The 17,226-nt window shown below is 43.7% G+C and carries 16 protein-coding genes; 3 read left to right on the top strand and 13 right to left on the bottom strand.

What is annotated here, in order from left to right; all coding sequences use genetic code 11:
* Window positions 1-15: 15 nt before the first annotated feature.
* The 3 genes from rnhC (at window position 16) to recD2 (ending at window position 4,013) form a co-directional block, all read left to right on the top strand.
* On the top strand, window positions 16-897 hold the full coding sequence (gene rnhC / locus ATE34_RS00750) for a ribonuclease HIII (protein ID WP_084910674.1): 882 nt from the start codon (window positions 16-18) through the stop codon (window positions 895-897).
* 3 nt (window positions 898-900) lie between these two features.
* Window positions 901-1,515 (top strand): signal peptidase I, encoded by a 615-nt coding sequence (gene lepB, locus ATE34_RS00745; protein WP_001083994.1) that lies wholly within the window; start codon window positions 901-903, stop codon window positions 1,513-1,515.
* A gap of 128 nt (window positions 1,516-1,643) precedes the next feature.
* A complete protein-coding gene (recD2, locus tag ATE34_RS00740) occupies window positions 1,644-4,013 on the top strand; it encodes an SF1B family DNA helicase RecD2 (protein WP_084910672.1) in 2,370 nt (789 codons plus the stop codon).
* Between the two features lie 47 nt (window positions 4,014-4,060).
* Here the strand turns inward: recD2 and tig are convergent, their stop codons facing one another.
* From tig to mapZ, 13 genes are all read right to left on the bottom strand, one after another.
* Window positions 4,061-5,344, bottom strand: a complete 1,284-nt coding sequence (gene tig, locus ATE34_RS00735) for a trigger factor (RefSeq protein ID WP_084910670.1) — start codon at window positions 5,342-5,344, stop codon at window positions 4,061-4,063.
* A 90-nt stretch (window positions 5,345-5,434) separates the two neighbouring features.
* Window positions 5,435-6,091: a DNA alkylation repair protein gene (locus tag ATE34_RS00730; protein WP_084910668.1), complete on the bottom strand. Its 657-nt coding sequence runs from the start codon at window positions 6,089-6,091 to the stop codon at window positions 5,435-5,437.
* Window positions 6,092-6,724, bottom strand: a complete 633-nt coding sequence (locus ATE34_RS00725) for a response regulator transcription factor (RefSeq protein WP_084910666.1) — start codon at window positions 6,722-6,724, stop codon at window positions 6,092-6,094.
* A gap of 10 nt (window positions 6,725-6,734) precedes the next feature.
* Window positions 6,735-7,733, bottom strand: a complete 999-nt coding sequence (locus ATE34_RS00720; RefSeq protein WP_084910664.1) for an envelope stress sensor histidine kinase LiaS — start codon at window positions 7,731-7,733, stop codon at window positions 6,735-6,737.
* On the bottom strand, window positions 7,730-8,428 hold the full coding sequence (gene liaF, locus ATE34_RS00715) for a cell wall-active antibiotics response protein LiaF (protein WP_084910662.1): 699 nt from the start codon (window positions 8,426-8,428) through the stop codon (window positions 7,730-7,732). Before liaF ends, ATE34_RS00720 begins: the two co-directional genes overlap by 4 nt.
* 116 nt (window positions 8,429-8,544) lie before the next feature.
* Window positions 8,545-9,546, bottom strand: coding sequence for a type 2 isopentenyl-diphosphate Delta-isomerase (gene fni / locus ATE34_RS00710; RefSeq protein WP_084910660.1), 1,002 nt, complete (start codon window positions 9,544-9,546; stop codon window positions 8,545-8,547).
* Window positions 9,530-10,537: a phosphomevalonate kinase gene (locus tag ATE34_RS00705; protein ID WP_084910657.1), complete on the bottom strand. Its 1,008-nt coding sequence runs from the start codon at window positions 10,535-10,537 to the stop codon at window positions 9,530-9,532. Before ATE34_RS00705 ends, fni begins: the two co-directional genes overlap by 17 nt.
* Window positions 10,524-11,477, bottom strand: a complete 954-nt coding sequence (gene mvaD, locus ATE34_RS00700; RefSeq protein WP_084910655.1) for a diphosphomevalonate decarboxylase — start codon at window positions 11,475-11,477, stop codon at window positions 10,524-10,526. Before mvaD ends, ATE34_RS00705 begins: the two co-directional genes overlap by 14 nt.
* Window positions 11,459-12,337, bottom strand: a complete 879-nt coding sequence (gene mvk / locus ATE34_RS00695) for a mevalonate kinase (protein ID WP_000163309.1) — start codon at window positions 12,335-12,337, stop codon at window positions 11,459-11,461. The genes mvaD and mvk overlap by 19 nt, the downstream gene beginning before the upstream one ends.
* Before the next feature lie 116 nt (window positions 12,338-12,453).
* Window positions 12,454-13,491: a choline-binding protein CbpF gene (gene cbpF, locus ATE34_RS00690; RefSeq protein WP_000713619.1), complete on the bottom strand. Its 1,038-nt coding sequence runs from the start codon at window positions 13,489-13,491 to the stop codon at window positions 12,454-12,456.
* 98 nt (window positions 13,492-13,589) lie between these two features.
* On the bottom strand, window positions 13,590-14,279 hold the full coding sequence (locus tag ATE34_RS00685) for a response regulator transcription factor (RefSeq protein ID WP_000518005.1): 690 nt from the start codon (window positions 14,277-14,279) through the stop codon (window positions 13,590-13,592).
* A gap of 11 nt (window positions 14,280-14,290) precedes the next feature.
* A complete protein-coding gene (gene gndA / locus ATE34_RS00680; RefSeq protein ID WP_000158772.1) occupies window positions 14,291-15,715 on the bottom strand; it encodes an NADP-dependent phosphogluconate dehydrogenase in 1,425 nt (474 codons plus the stop codon).
* Between the two features lie 75 nt (window positions 15,716-15,790).
* On the bottom strand, window positions 15,791-17,215 hold the full coding sequence (mapZ, locus tag ATE34_RS00675) for a cell division site-positioning protein MapZ (RefSeq protein WP_000039113.1): 1,425 nt from the start codon (window positions 17,213-17,215) through the stop codon (window positions 15,791-15,793).
* Window positions 17,216-17,226 lie beyond the last annotated feature (11 nt).

The raw sequence follows: 17,226 nt of genomic DNA, 5'->3' as shown, positions 1-17,226 counted from the left end.
GGTACAATAGAGACTATGGCAAGTATCACACTCACACCAAGTGAACAGGAAATTCAGAGCTTTTTAAGTCAGTATCAGAAGGCTCTCAGTCCTAGTAAAAATCCTTATATTCGCTATTTTTTGCGACTGCCTCAGGCAACGGTTTCCATCTATACTTCTGGAAAAGTCCTCCTGCAGGGCGAAGCTGCTGAGCAGTACGCCAGTTTCTTTGGCTATGAGGTTCAACAAGAAAACAGTGGACAAGATTTTCCTATGATTGGGACTGATGAGGTGGGAAATGGTTCCTACTTTGGTGGTCTGGCTGTCGTGGCTTCCTTCGTGACACCTGATCAGCACGACTTCTTACGAAAACTCGGTGTGGGGGATTCTAAGACTCTGACAGATCAAAAGATTCGTCAAATTGCCCCTATTCTCAAGGAAAAAATCCAGCACCAAGCGCTTCTCCTTTCACCGAGCAAGTACAACGAAGTTATCGGAGAGCGTTACAATGCTGTTTCTGTAAAAGTTGCCCTTCACAATCAGGCTATTTTTCTCCTGCTTCAAAAAGGAGTCCAGCCAGAAAAAATCGTCATTGATGCTTTTACAAGTGCTAAAAACTATGACAAGTACTTGGCGCAAGAAGCCAATCATTTTCCAAACAAGATCACTTTGGAAGAAAAAGCTGAGGGCAAATACCTGGCTGTTGCAGTTAGCTCTATCATCGCGCGGGATCTCTTCCTCGAAAACTTGGAAAATCTTGGACGAGAACTAGGCTATCAACTGCCAAGTGGCGCTGGAACTGCATCTGATAAGGTTGCTAGCAAAATCCTGCAAGCCTATGGTATGAAGGGACTTCATTTCTGCGCCAAACTGCATTTTAAAAACACTGAAAAAGCCAAAGCACTTCTAGAAAGGTGAGTTATGAATTCGTTTAAAACATTTCTAAAAGAATGGGGAGTTTTCTTCCTGATTATCGCACTGGTAGGTCTTAGCCGTATCTTTCTTTGGAGCAATGTCCGCGTGGAAGGACACTCGATGGACCCTACCCTAGCTGACGGAGAGGTTCTCTTCGTCGTCAAACACCTCCCAATTGACCGCTTCGACATCGTGGTTGCGCATGAGGAAGAAGGAAATAAAGACATTGTCAAAAGGGTTATCGGTATGCCTGGAGATACCATCCGCTACGAAAATGATAAACTTTTTATCAACGGTGAAGAAACGGATGAACCTTACCTAGCTGAATACCTCAACTTGTTCAAAACAGAAAAGTTGCAAAATACCTATACTGGCAAAGGATTTGAAGGCAATAAGGGAGTTTACTTTAGAGAACTTGCTCAAAAAGCACAAGCCTTTACGGTCGATGTTAATTCCAACACTAGCTTCAGCTTTACTGTCCCTCAAGGCGAGTACCTTCTCCTTGGTGACGATCGTCTAGTCTCTAGCGACAGCCGCCATGTCGGCACCTTCAAGGCCAGCGATATCAAAGGCGAAGCAAAATTCCGTTTCTGGCCACTTAACCGTATCGGAACTTTTTAAGATAAGGAAGAGGCCGAGAATGCTAAGTCTCAGTCTCTTTTTCTATTGCGAGAAGAAGGCCTTTTCGTCATCTAGCTTTTCAAAGTGGCCAAGAGACCAATTCTCACGAACTCATGTAAAGGAAACCTATGGAAGTTTATTTTTCAGGCACCATTGAACGCATTATTTTTGAAAATCCCAGTAATTTTTATCGCATCCTCCTCTTAGATATCGAAGATACCGATGTGGAGGACTTTGACGATTTTGAAATCATCGTTACAGGAACCATGGCGGACGTGATTGAAGGGGAAGACTACACTTTTTGGGGGCAAATTGTTCAGCACTCCAAGTATGGGGAACAGCTTCAGATCAGCCGTTATGAGCGGGCAAAACCAACCAAAAATGGGCTGGTCAAGTACTTTTCCAGTAGCCATTTCAAGGGGATTGGTCTCAAAACGGCCAAAAAAATCGTGGATAGCTATGGTGACAATACCATAGACGAAATTCTGGAGCATCCTGAAAAGCTGGAAAGCATTGCTGGACTCTCTACCAAAAACCGTGAGGCTTTTGTCTCCACCCTCCGTCTCAACTATGGGACAGAAATGGTCTTGGCTAAACTTGCCAACTACGGCATTCCCAATAAACTAGCCTTTCAGATTCAAGACTTTTACAAGGAGGAAACTCTTGATGTGGTTGAAAAATATCCCTACCAGCTGGTCGAGGATATCAAAGGCTTGGGTTTTACCATCGCCGACCAATTAGCTACCGAACTAGGCATCGAAAGTCAAGCTCCTGAACGCTTCCGTGCTGGCCTTGTCCACAGTCTCTTTCAAGGTTGTATGGATACGGGCGATACCTATATGGAGGCTCGAGATTTGCTGGAACAGACACTTACCCTCCTCGAGTCTTCCCGTCCCGTGGAACTCGATCCCAGCCAAGTAGCTCAGGAATTAGCTCATTTGATCGAAGAAGATAAAATCCAACAGGTAGATACCAAAATCTTTGATAACAGCCTCTTTTTCGCCGAAGAAGGCATCCGCAATAACTTGGTTCGTATCCTCGAAAAAGGAAAGCAAAAGAGTCATGATTTGGAAGCCATTCAAAAGCATATCGCTAGTGTTGAGGAAGAACTGGGTATCCAATACGATAGTATCCAAAAGCAAGCTATCTGTGACGCCATCCAGAACAAGGTCTTTATCCTGACAGGTGGACCTGGTACAGGTAAAACCACTGTTATCAATGGGATTATCGCTGTCTATGCCCTGCTTGAAGGACTCAATCTCAAGAAAAAGAGCAACTTACCTATTCTTCTCGCTGCCCCAACTGGTCGAGCCGCTCGGCGCATGAATGAATTGACAGGATTGCCAAGTGCTACCATACACCGCCATTTGGGAATGACGGGAGATGATGATACCAGCCATCTGGAAGATTATCTGGATGCCGACTTCATCATCGTGGATGAGTTTTCTATGGTGGACACTTGGCTAGCTAACCAACTCTTCTCCAATATCTCCTCAAATAGTAAAATTCTCATCGTGGGTGATAGCGACCAGTTACCTTCTGTCAGTCCTGGACAAGTCTTAGCTGACCTACTCCAGATTCAACTGATTCCGCAGACTCGCTTGGAACGGATTTACCGTCAGAGCGAAGAATCAACTATCGTTACCTTGGCGAGTCAAATTCGACAAGGCATCTTGCCAGCTGACTTTACCCAGAAAAAAGCTGACCGTTCCTACTTTGAAATCGCTAGTGGCCATATCCCAGCTACGATTGAGAAAATTCTTGGTGCTGCCCTCAGAAGTGGCATTCCGGCTCGTGATATTCAGGTGCTAGCTCCTATGTATCGAGGAACTGCTGGTATTGACGCCATCAACCAACTTATGCAAGACCTGCTCAATCCTCTTCAAAAAGGACAAGTGAGCTTTGAAGCAACTCAGTGTCACTATCGAACAGGGGACAAGGTCATTCACCTAGTCAACGACGCCGAAGTCAATGTCTTTAACGGAGATCTAGGTTACATCACAGACCTGATTCCTGGAAAATACACCGAGTCCAAACAAGACGAGATTGTCATTGATTTTGATGGCAATGAAGTCGTTTACCCACGTAACGAATGGTACAAGATTCGACTAGCCTATGCTATGAGTATCCATAAGTCTCAGGGAAGTGAGTTTCCTGTTGTCATCCTGCCCATTACTAGTGCTAGCAAGCGCATGCTGGAACGCAATCTCATCTACACAGCTATCACACGGGCCAAGAGCAAGCTCATCCTTCTTGGCGAGTTACAGGCCTTTGACTATGCAGTCAAGCATATCGGGACTGCTCGCAAGACCTATCTGATTGAACGCTTCAGTGATTTAATTGAAAATAATATTGAAGAAAGTAAACAAGCCTTCTCTGAAACTGCCACAGCAAGTGACTCTGAACACTTCTACATCCTCACTGAGGAAAACTGGTCTAGCATCCCAGCAATGATCGGGATTACAGATGCAGACCTCAAAGAGATTTTTGGAAAATAGATCATAAGAAAGCCCACCTAATCAGGTGGGCTTTTTCTCTTTCAAGATTATTTTACTGTTGCTGTATTTGTGATCAATTCAACAGCTTTTTTGATTGCGATATCGTGTTTCAACATGTCAGCTGAAAGCAAGTTTTGAACTTGGGCCACTTCCATGTTGTAATCTGCAGCCAATTGCTCGATTTCTTTTTGGATTTCTTCTTCTGAAGCGTCAAATCCTTCAGCTTTGGCAACTGCTTCGATAACAAGGTTAGTCTTAGTACGTGACTCAGCTTCTCCCTCGTATTGTTTGTGAAGGTCTTCTTGAGTAGTTCCAGTGATTTGGAAGTACATGTCAGGGTTGATCCCTTGACGTTGCAAGTTTCCAAGGAATTCATTTACTGAACGGTGAACTTCTTCGTGGATCATTTCTTCTGGAAGTTCTACGATTTCAGCGTTTTCTACAGCTTTATCGATTGCTGCACCTTCAACGGCATCTTTGTATGCTTCTTCTTTCGCAGCAGTCAATTCTTTGCGGTATTTTTCTTTCAATTCGTCAAGAGTTTCTACTTCTTCGTCGATATCTTTTGCAAGTTCATCGTCAAGAGCTGGAACTTCTTTAGCTTTTACTTCGTGAATAGTTGTCACGAATTTAGCTTCTTTACCTGCAAGGTCTTCTGCTTGGTAGTCTTCTGGGAATGTTACGACAACGTCAACAGTTTCGCCAGCTGAGTGCCCTACCAATTGGTCTTCAAAACCAGGGATGAATTGACCTGATCCAAGTCCAAGTGAGAAGTTTTCACCTTTTCCACCGTCGAACTCAACACCATCGATAGAACCAACGAAGTCGATGACAACAGTGTCGCCATTTTCAGCAGCGCCGTCTTTGATAACCAATTCAGCCAAGTTGTTGCGTTCGCGTTCGATACGTTCTTCAACGTCAGCGTCAGTTACTTCTTTTTCTACATCAACTGATACTTCAAGGTTTTTGTAGTTGCCCAATTTTACTTCAGGTTTTGTCACAACTTCAGCAGTGATGACCCAGTCTTGACCTTTTTCCATTGAAGTCACATCGATTTTTGGTTGTGCAACTACTTCAAGACCAGCTTCTTTTACCGCAGCTTCATAAGCATTTGGCAAAAGTGCGTTCATTGCATCTTGATAAAGAGCTTCTTCACCAAATTTTTGGTCGAAGATAGGGCGTGGAAGGTGACCTTTACGGAAACCTGGAACGTTAAGAGTTTTCTTTACTGAGTTAAATACACGATCCAATTCTGGTTTGATTTGGTCTTGAGAGATAGTGAAAGTCAAGACACCACGGTTTGTTTCTTTGTTTTCAAATGATACAGACATTCTGTCATTTCTCCTTAAAATTTTTAATACAGTCCATTATACCATATAATAGCGACTTTTTTCAAGTAATGAATGCGCTTTTCAATGATGCTAGAGGTACTTGCTCGCTTCCTTGATACTAAGTTCAGCCATTCGTTTCTTATTTTTTTCAATGAAACGTGCTACCCATTCGGGATTGGTTTTAGAGTAGTCTCTTAGAGCCCAGCCGATGGCTTTGTTGATAAAAAATTCTGTCTGGTCCAGATTGTTGAGCAGGATCTTTTCCATCAGTTGGACATTTGTTTTCTCTTTTCTTAACAACTGGTGGTCAATAGCGACTCGTCTCAGCCAGATATTGTCTGATAGGCTCCATTTTAAAAGCACTTCTTCAAGTTCCGGATGGTCGGCCACCAAACTCTCAACTACTCGATCTAGAATATCTACCGTGTCCCACCAAGACTTGATCACGACCAGACGCTCAAGCTTAGGCAAATCATCCTTCGTTAGATAAAACTGCATAGCTTTCAAATAGTTGGCAGCCACATATTGGTATTCTCTAGGCTCCTTTTCCCAGCAAGTGTCTACAAAATCCCAATCGATAATCTTTGTTTTTTTCGCGCTTGGAAAGAATTTTCTATAGAGCGCATTTCTTTCTGGCGCCGCAATACCTAGAAAGGAAAATTGATGACGCATATAGGCTTCCATAGGTCCCGCTTTCTCAGGGTCTTTTGCTGCTTCTAGCTCCTCAAGTAAATCTGCAAGACTCATCTAAAGGTCCTCCTGCCCGACCAAGTGGTGCTGAAAGGCATAGACCGCTGCCTGGGTGCGATCGCTAACCTCAAGCTTGGCAAGGATGTTGGACACGTGGGTCTTGACCGTCTTGAGAGAGATGAAGAGTTCATCTGCGATCCGTTGATTTTCGTAGCCCTTGGCAATGAGTTGAAGCACATCTCGTTCACGCGCAGTCAAGTCCTCATGAAGCTCGATATGATTGCGGTGGTATTCGACTTTCTTGCTGACCTCTTGTTCAATGGCAAGTTCACCAGCTGCGACCTTACGGACAGCGTGGAGCAGCTCGTCTGCACTAGAAGTCTTGAGCATATAGCCTTTGGCACCAGCGTTCAATACCGGCATGATTTTTTCATTGTCCAAGTAAGAGGTCACAATCAAAATCTTGGCTTCAGGCCATTCTTTGAGGATGGCTAAGGTAGCATCAATCCCATTCATCTCAGGCATGACAATATCCATGACAATGACATCTGGGCGCAGTTCCAAGGCCAACTCAATACCTTGAGCCCCATTGGCCGCCTCGCCCACAACTTCTACATCGTCTTGGAGGTCAAAGTAGCTTTTCAAGCCCAATCGGACCATTTCATGGTCATCTACCAGTAAAATTTTCATCTCTACTCCTTTATAATTCCTTATCTAGCAAGGGAATACGGATATCAACCGCTAGTCCTTGCTTAGGTGCTGTCAAGAGTTGAACAGTACCTGCCATATCTTCGACCCGCTCCTTAATATTTCTCAGTCCATAACTCAAGTCGTCTAAGCTCCCTAACTGGAAACCAATCCCATTGTCCACTACCTTTAGCTGCAATTCAACATCTGTCTGATAGAGGTAGACATCTAGGCAAGATGCCTGGGCATGGCGGAGGGTATTGCTGATCAACTCCTGAAGAATACGGAAGATATGTTCTTCAATCTTTTTAGGCAATTTAGACACATTCTGCTTGAGACTAACCTTGAGATCACTCTTGTCCTCAAGCTCTTTTAAGAGGATTTGAATCCCCTCAACCAAACTCTTCTCTTCCAACTCAACAGGTCGCAAATGTAGGAGCAAGACCCGCAAATCTTTCTGGGCCGTTTCAAGGATGGCTGCGACACTTTGCAACTGGATCTGCATCTTTTCTCTATCAAGCCTCAAAACCTGCTGGCTGACACCTGATAAAATCATATGGGCCGCAAACAACTCCTGACTAACTGTATCATGTAAGTCACGTGCTATCCGCTTCCGTTCTTTTTCGATGATTGCTTCTTCCTTAACTAGACTTTGATTTTCAGCCTTTTGAACAGCTTCTGTCAAGAGGTTGAGCTTGCCAGACAAGGACTTAAAACTGGCATCCAAGTCTGGATCTGCAAAGGCAACCACCTCTTTTCCTGCTAGCAGTCGCTTGAGATTAATCTGCATTTTTCTGCGTGAAATTTCTTCTATCACGCGCCAAAAGAGGACAAAAAAGAAGGTCATGGAAAGGCTAAAGACCAAGACTAAGAAGATTAACTTTTCTGTTTTCTCAATATCTTGTATCAAATAGGACCAATCCAGTTCAAAAATATCAAGTAGACTATTAGTCAAAAAGAGGATAAAGAGGAAAGAAGTCAGACCGATTAACAGATACGATTGCTTTTTCATCCTCTGACCACCTCCACATCGCCAACCATAGTAGTTAGGAAAATCTTGACGCTCTTGTTACTCTTGAGATAGTCTCTGGTTTCCTGATGATAGTGTTCATTGCGAAGGGCTCGCTTGGGTTGATTGAGGAAAGTTAGATCTCCATAGAGGCAGTTGACACTGAGGCTGATTTCCACATCTACAGGTACGATAATCCTAGTCGTTCCCACCATCTTTCTAAGGATAATGACATTGTCATGATTGGTTAGGATAACTCTTTCTAGATGAATGGTGTCCTTGCCCATGAGGCGAAAGAGGTTGATATCGTCAAATTGGCAGATCTGGTGACTAGAGAAATGATGGAGATTGCAAAACCAAGGATTGTGTTCATTTTTAACCGTTACCACCTCTTCAAAGACCAAGTCCGTCTCCTCTCTTTCTTGATTCATCATCGGATAGAGAAGAAAGAGACTATAGATAACTGCTACAAAGATAGCTAATATCACAAAGGGATTGAGCATGACGATGAAAAAGAAAAGAATGGTCGCCACAAGGAGGAAAACGTTGTTGCCCTCTTTACCTGTATAATAGCGGAGCAAGAGCAAAAAGAGGAATAGAATCAGCAGAAAACGCGAAAAATGCTCTGATACCATCAAAATCAGAGCTCCCGTCAATAGACAGGCTTCAATAAATAAAAAGATTTGAAATTTTTTCATAGGCATCCTCTCTTTTCTATTTTATCACAATTCAAAAAAGTCACCTCGGTCTGAGGGTGGAAAAAAGTGGTTGACAAAGAGATACAAAAAAGGTCGGAATTCTTGTCCCGACATCTCTACATCTGATCTTTAGCTTCTTTGAGTTTTCCATATAAAATGTAGTCTACGTTTTTCAGATCAGCTATGGTAGCACAATTAAGGGCACACATGATCAAACGTAGATCTTCTTTCCAGCCTTGGATGATGCTAATCACTTCCTCGACGGAGTAGGTTTCAATCAACTCTAGAACGGTACGTGACAGTCCCACAGCCTTGGCTCCAAAGACCAGGCACTTAATCATATCAAGCGGGTTCCGAACACCTCCACTGACTAAGAGTTCGACCTTGTCTTTCCAGTCTTGGGCATTGAGGAGGGCTTGCATGGTGGACTGGCCCCATTGATTGAGGTAATCACGCTGGCCACTGCGACGGTTTTCAATATAGGCAAAGCTGGTGCCACCACGACCTGACAGGTCAACCGTTCGAACACCCAGTTCATAGGCTCTCTCGATGGTCTTTACATCCATTCCAAAGCCTACTTCTTTTAAGACAATGGGAACAGGGATTTGCTTGCTGTAGTCTGCCAGATGCGAATACCAACTTCTGAACTTCCTTTCTCCCTCAGGCATGAGTAATTCCTGCATGACATTAACATGCACTTGGAGGAGAAGAGGATTCATCGCTTCTACAGTCTGAAGTCCCAACTCAACAGGCTTGTCCAAGCCAATATTGGTTCCTAGGAGGAGATTTGGATGGCTAGATTTGACAGAAAAAGAGTCATCTGTTGGATCTTTGAGGGCTGCGCTATAAGATCCCGTCACAAATAAAATCCCACAGGCTTCTGCCACCTGAGCCAGTTTTTGATTGATTTCTTTACCTTTTTCGCTCCCACCCGTCATGGCATTGATATAAAAAGGAAAGTCCCACTTTCGACCTGCAAATTCTGTAGACAAATCAATCTCATCCAGGTCATAAAGAGGCAGGGAAGAATGAATCAACTCCACCTCATCAAAGCTATTATAGGAACTTTTTTGCTCAAGGGCATAGCGGATATGCTCGTCCTTACGATTTGTCGTCATGTCCTATCCTTTCTTGGTATAAGAGCTCAATCCCCAGATCGGCCCAACGGTTTTTTAAGGTTTCAGTTGATTGCTCATCAAAACTCAAGGCAATACCACAGTCACCACCACCAGCACCGCTACTCTTAGCAACAGCCTGCAAACCTTGGCTGGCCATTTTTAACTCTCTCAGCGAAGGCGTGTAAATATCTGGGCTCAAACCTTCTAAAAGTTGACTGGCTGTTTCTACCTGCTTGATGATTTCTTCTGCATTCCCCTGCTCCAAGGCTTCTACCAAAGCAGACACCGTTGCTTTTGAGGAAGCTAAAAAATTCTGGTCTATGTTTTGCTTGATTTGCTGGACCATTTGACTTGATACAGCCACTTCCTTGGTCCATCCCACTAGGAAATCACATTCTAGAGCTGGTTGCACTTGCGAGATAGAAAAGCCCCAATCACGCTCTAAAACTGTCGCCACGTTTTCTTCTTTCAACCACATAGTCACCTTCTGGCGATTAAAAGACTGGTAGAGAACCAAATCCTCCGCCACAATACAGGCAAGGTCTCCCATAGAGCCATTGTCTCCTCGCTTGAGCAAGACCGCGCTAGCCAGCTTGAACAAGAGATCCTGATCAATTGAAAGATGATACAGAGCCAGCAGAGCCTTGACAACCAAGACAACGACGCTGCCACTAGAGCCTAGACCAAACTTTTTCCCTTCTCGTTCCATTTTGCCATGAATTTCTAGGGAAAAAGGTCGCAAAGTCTGACCACGATCGGCGAGGAAGTCATTCACCAAAGCAATTGTTTCTTGAATCAAACTGTAGGCAGGATTTGGCGTCAAGTCCACTGCGAAATCAAACATATCTGAGTAAATACGGTAGCTATCAGAAAAGGCAATCTCTCCCCTCATATAGATGGGAATGGCCTTTATTAAGGCCAACTGACCTGGTTCTAAAATAGCATACTCACCCGCCCAATAGAGTTTTCCGCAAGTTTTAACAGCAATCATCTTGACTCAAATCCTTTGTTTTCGACACAATCAAGCGATAACGTTGACCGAAGATTTCTGATAAATGCTCCAAGTCTTCCTCTTGACAGAGGACCTTGACATTGGGACCAGCATCCATGGTAAAGTAGCAGGCTTCCCCTTGCTCACGAAGCTGGCGGACAAAGTCCATAGCTTCATAAGTCGCATCCGTTAGATAAGAAAAGGCTGGACTAGCAGTCTTGGTCGTAGCGTGCATAGCAAGGGCATTTCTCTCCGTTAATTCCCCAACCTTGGCAAAGTTATTCTCTTTGAGATAAACCAGCATCTCCTGATAATCCTTCTCAGACTGACGCACCCAGTCGTCAAAAGTCGTCGATGTTTCCACACAAAGTTTCATTCCATCTCGGCTAGAGATTGGTTTTTTCTTGTCTTCTAGCACCAACATGATCATAGCTAGTTTCAAGTCTGTCTCAACGGGGTAAATTTCCCCACTATCCTTGTCCCAGGCACCCAGTGGTCCATAAAAACTACGAGAGGAAGAACCTGAAGCAAACTTAGCCTCCTGTGCTAACTGGCTTCTATCCAATCCAAGTTTGAAATAGGCATTGCAAGCCTTAACTAAGGCGGACAAACCGCTAGAACTTGAGGAAAAGCCCGCTGCGGTCGGCATGTTGTTTTGGGTATCAATACGGACAAAGCCCTCACCTTCTGGGCGGTAACGGTCAATGATTTTGCTCATTTTGGCATGCTCATCCTCACTCTGAAGTTGACCATTGATATAAAAGGCATCAGCAGTCGCATCCGTCGGTAAAGGCGACAAAGTCGTCTCTGTGTACATATTTTCCAAAGTCAAAGAGATACTGCTAGTAGCAGGAACCATCTCTTTTTCTTTTTTCTTTCCCCAATATTTGACAATGGCAATATTTGCGTAGGAACGTACTGTTACAGGCTTTCGATCCATGTCTGAACAGCTCCTTTCTCTTCTAATCTTTCTGCTAGTTCTTGAGCTTGAGTCAAATTGGTTGCCAAGGCTATGATACAGCCTCCTAGCCCACCACCACTCATCTTGGCACCTAGAGCACCCTGGCTCAGAGCCGTTTCAACGAGGGAGTCTGCCTCAGGGCTACTAACACCAATTTCTTTTAAATGTAAATGCGCTTGACTGAAGATTTGTCCCAGTCCCTCAGCATCTTTTCGTCTAATTGCCTCTTCTGCCTGCTGGGTCAATTCTCCCAGGGCATGCAAAAACGGCAGAGCATCCTTCCCCTTGCTTTGAACCACTTGGATGGCTTCACGAGTATGACCATACACACCTGTATCTGCAATCACCAAATAGGCAGATAGGTTCATCTCAAGTTCTGTAAAACCAACATTCTTGATAAAGCGAATGGGCTGGTCACTGAGACAGGTCTTAGCATCCAAACCGCTTGGATTCATATGGGCAATCATCTCAGCCCGATTGACCAAGATTTCTAGTACATCATGAGGCAGGTCGGCTTGATAGTAGTCAAAAACAGCTCGAATGGCTGCTATGCTGATAGCCGCTGACGAACCCATTCCCCGTTTTTCAGGGATAGCCGAGTCAATCACACATCGAATGCAGGCTTCTTTGATATCCAAATACTCCAGCGAAGCATAAACCGCCATGGACAAGGTATCCTCCTCATAGAGACGCCACGGACTTTCAGCAGGGACCACCTTACATGTCACCTCCACCTCTAAGAGAGGCAGGGAAATGGCAGGATAGCCGTATACGACCGCATGCTCCCCTATTAAAATAATCTTACTATGTGCCTGACCGACACCAACTTTTTTTGTCATGTTTTCCTTTAACCAGACGAAAAGACCGTCTCATTTCATACAGTAGTATTTCTCCTATCTATTTTATTATATTTTCACAAAAAAAGCGATTGTTTCCTTCACAATCGCCTCTTTCATTATTGAACCCACTCGCCATTATAGTTGACCGAATAGCCTTCTACGGTCGTATTCACTGCTAAAGCACCTGAGCTGTAAGCGTAGTACCATTTGCCATTGACCTGGAACCAGCCTGTCTTCATATCTCCATTACTTGCATGTAAGTAGTACCAAGTCGAACCTTCCTGATACCAACCAGTTGCCATAGATCCTGATGAACGGAGATAGTACCACTTGTTCCCAAGGTATTGCCAGCCCGTTTTCATATCGCCATTTGGCTCGTCTAAATAATACCAAGTTGAGCCTTCCTGGTACCAACCAGTTGCCATGGCTCCTGATGAACGGAGGTAGTACCACTTATTGCCAAGTTGTTTCCAACCCGTTTGCATAATGCCAGTTTCTGGGTCTAGGTAGTACCATGGAGCCGCTTTTATTTCCTCTTCATCATATAGAAGAGAATAATCCTTGGCCCAACCACGCACTGGCTCCCCAACCGTTAAACTGTTGATACGAGCATCAAAGCCACCACTCTTCTGTAAATAATACCAATGACCCTCGTCATAAATCCAACCGGTTTTTAAAGTGTGATAGCTACGCTGATCTTCAAAATAATAGACTCGTTTCTCTGCTGGACTATCATATTGTTCCCCATGATGTTTGTTGGTATTTGTAGCAGTTTTTGCTTCTAAAACTTGCTTGCCAACAAATTCTTGTAGTACCCCATCTTGACCAAAGTAATACCATTTTGGCATTGGCATATATTCTAATCTTAAACCATTTGGGTAAGGACCAATTGTACTACCTTTAGATGGAAACGGGATATATTGCCAGCCGACAACCATCTCTCCTGATACATGATCGAAATAATAGGTCTTACCATCAATCACTCGCCAGTAGGTTTCTTTGAGTTCCCCCTTCTTGTAGTAGGTTCTACCATTTTCTTGGACAAATTGCCAGCCTTCTGAATAAGCATCATCCGCCAATACTGTGCTTGTCGCCAGCAAAGCAAAGAAAAAGACGGCTAGTCCAACTTGCATCATTATTTTAAATTTTTTCATTAGATCTTTCCTCCATAACTGATTGTAGCAAAGACTTTATTGTATGTCAATATATAGAAACTTCTCAAAAAAAGCAGTTACAAAACTGCAACTGCTTTCTATTCTTGCATGGTGTAACCGACACCACGCACGGTTTTAATGTAGCTTTTTTGACCTTTTACATCAAGCTTGCTACGTAGATAACGGATATAAACATCCACGATATTGGTCTCTGTCGCACTTTCGTACTTCCAAACACTTTCCAACAACTGCTCACGAGTCAAGACCTTCTTGCTTCCCATGAGAGTGGCCAAAAGGTCATACTCACGGCGCGTCAGAGCAATCATCTCCTCGCCACGATAAACGGTATGATGTTCTACATCCATACGCAAATTGCGGTAAGACGTTGGGACCTTCATCTGACTACAGTGTTGGTCAATGAAGTCCCGACCTCGGAAAATCGCTGAAATACGAGCCACCAGCTGATCAATAATCACTGGCTTATAGATGTAAGAAACGGCGAAGCGCTGGATTGTCTCAATCTGGTCTTGCAATTCTTCGCGATGGTCCAAGACCATGATCACTGAGGCTGGTTTTGTCCGACTAAGCCTCTCTGCAAAATCCTGGGCTGTCATATCCCCCAGACGAGCATTCAGTAAAATCAAGTCATAATCTGTCTGGAGAGCCATGGAGAGGGCTTTTTGCCCCTCCTCTACCAAATCGACTCGGTATTGCTCTTTTTGAAGTTCCAGACTGAGAAAATGAGCTAGATTTCGTTCTTTCTCAAGTAATAAAATCCGTTTCCCCATGGCAGACCTACTTATTTTTCGTCATACCAAGAGTAGTGGAATGTTCCTTCTTTGTCTTTACGTTGGTAAGTGTGGGCACCAAAGTAGTCACGTTGTGCTTGGATCAAGTTAGCAGGAAGGTCAGCTGAACGGTAGCTATCAAAGTAAGTGATGGCTGCTGAGAAGGTTGGCACTGGTACACCTGCTTGAACAGCAAGAGCTACGATATCACGCACTGCTTGTTGGTACTTAGCAGTAACATCCAAGAAGTACTCATCCAAGAGAAGGTTTGCAAGGTCTGCATCACGGTTGTAGGCGTCTGTGATCTTTTGCAAGAAACGAGAACGGATGATACAGCCATCACGCCAGATAGATGCGATGTCCGCAAATGGCAAGTTCCAGTTATTTTCTTTAGAAGCTACACGCAATTGGGCGAAACCTTGTGCGTATGAGATGATTTTTGAGAAGTAAAGGGCTTGACGGATCTTTTCGATCAACTCCGCCTTGTCACCTTCAAACTTGAAGGCAGCTGGTTTTGGAAGGACCTTGCTAGCATGTACACGCTCTTCTTTGTATGTAGAGATGTAGCGGGCAAATACTGACTCAGTGATCAGTGACAATGGCACACCAAGGTCAAGTGCTGATTGGCTAGTCCATTTACCAGTTCCTTTGTTTCCTGCAGCATCAAGGATATAGTCTACGATTGGTCCATCTTGACCTTCATCATCTTTACGGCTCAAGATATCAGCTGTGATTTCGATCAAGTAGCTGTCCAATTCACCTTTGTTCCACTCAGTAAAGATTTCAGCCATGTCTTCTGCAGAAAGGCCAAGCAAGTGTTGCATCAAGTCATAGCTTTCTGCGATCAATTGCATGTCACCATACTCGATACCGTTGTGGACCATTTTCACATAGTGACCAGCTCCATCAGGACCGATGTAAGTCACACATGGTTTGCCATCTTCTGGTGCTTTAGCTGAGATTTCTTCAAGAACATCCGCAACCAATTCGTAGGCTTCTTTTTGTCCACCAGGCATGATAGAAGGACCTTCAAGGGCACCTTTTTCACCACCAGAAACTCCAGTACCGATAAAGTTGATCCCTGAGTTTGCTAGTTCTTCATTACGACGGATGGTATCTTTGTAGAAAGTGTTTCCTCCATCAATCAAGATATCACCCTTATCAAGGTGTGGAAGAAGAGCTTGGATAGTTGCATCTGTACCAGGTCCAGCTTGAACCATCAGCATGATACGACGAGGTTTTTCGATTGAGTTTACAAAGCTTTCAACGTCATAGCTTGGCACAAAGTTCTTTTCAGGATGGCAGGCAATTACGTCTTCTGTTTTTTCTTTACTACGGTTGTAAATGGCAACTGTATAACCACGAGATTCGATATTTAGGGCAAGGTTACGACCCATTACGGCCATACCAACGACACCAAAGTTAGCTTTTGTCATGTGACACTCCTCTTGTTTAATATGTTTTATTTTATCATTTTTACCTATGAAAGGAAAGAATTTTGTAACGGACTCCTAGTAATCCAAATCATCTGCGTGACCAGCTCCATTACCGACAAAGTATCCAGTCTTACAGTTAAGAGTGAAAAGATAGGTTCCATCTGGTTTGTAAAGGTTGTAATAGCCGTTTCCGTTTACAATATTGACACGTTCGAGAATGTATTGGTTGCCAGTGATATAGCCACGAGCACGTGAGGTTGCTAGGATTTGTTCCAATACACCATCTGCAAACGTCCAAGCAGGGTTATTGCTATCGTCTACAGCTGATTGGTTGTAGGGTACACGACTAACACTTCTTTGAAGATTAACCCCATCGCCAGATAAACCACCATTTGTATCTCTAGCTGGTGCTGTGGTACTTGTTGAAGGTGTCGTACTACTTGCACTGCTTTCTGTAGCTGAACTTGAGCTTGCTTGACTCGTGCTAGAACTTGAAGGAGCTGTTTGTTGACTCTTACCAAGGCTAATCGCCTGAGCTAACAGTTTATCAAGCTCTGTATTTCCCGTTTTAACTTCCGTGAACTTAGCATCCGCCTTGGCTTTAGCATTGGTATCCAAGACACCATCAGTAATAGCTGGACTTTCAAAGAGGGCATTGACATCTTGAATGGCCTTGATTTGAGTTGCTAGGCTATCGTATTTTGACTTAGCTAGTGTGTAATCACGGCTACCTTCTAACTTATCTAGCAAGATTTTTAGCTGGCTCAACTTATCGAACTGGCTATTTTTTAAAGCAGTCTTATTGGCATCCGTATAGAAGGAATCATAAAGCGTATTGAACTCTTGCGATTCTTGATTTCCTGAGGATGATTGAGAAGACTGGATTTCTTGGTTCGAACGAGATACCTGACGGTAAACATAATACGTCCCAGCAAGAACAAGAATTGCAGCTACCACAGAAACGATGGTAATCACACGTTTCTTTTTAGGGCCTGTTTCAGGTTCCGTCTGTACTGATCGTGATAGGGAAGTATAGGTTTCTTCTTGTTCCTCATTTTCCTCATTCATTTCCTTGGATGCTGTTTCTGTTAAAATAAGAGGCTCTATTTCAGCACTTTCTTCATCTTGAAGTGGGGGAACAAACTGAGTAGTTTCTTCATTGTCTATCTCTTCAATAGATTTCTCAATAACTACATCTGACTCTTCTACCTCTCCAGAAAGTTCACTTGTTTCACGAACTTCTTGGATCAATTCCTCTAAGTTTTGAGTAGAAGCCAACTCTTCTTTTTCAAACTGACGAGTTTCGAACTTATCTGCCTCGATCTCTTCGCGGTGCTGTTTGATGTATTTGTCCAAGATATTGTCTTCAGGCAATACTCCAGCCTCAACCTCCTCATTCTTACGAATTGCTTGACCAACAGTCAAATCTTTTGCTTCGTCAAAGTCGAATTGTGGCTCTTGCTGTTCTTTTTTATGACGATCATGTCTTTTCTTGCTCATGACTTTACCTT

It is taken from the genome of Streptococcus oralis subsp. tigurinus, assembly GCF_002093545.1.
In the GTDB taxonomy this organism is placed as follows: domain Bacteria; phylum Bacillota; class Bacilli; order Lactobacillales; family Streptococcaceae; genus Streptococcus; species Streptococcus oralis_C.
This window is presented reverse-complemented; position numbering and strand designations above follow the sequence as displayed.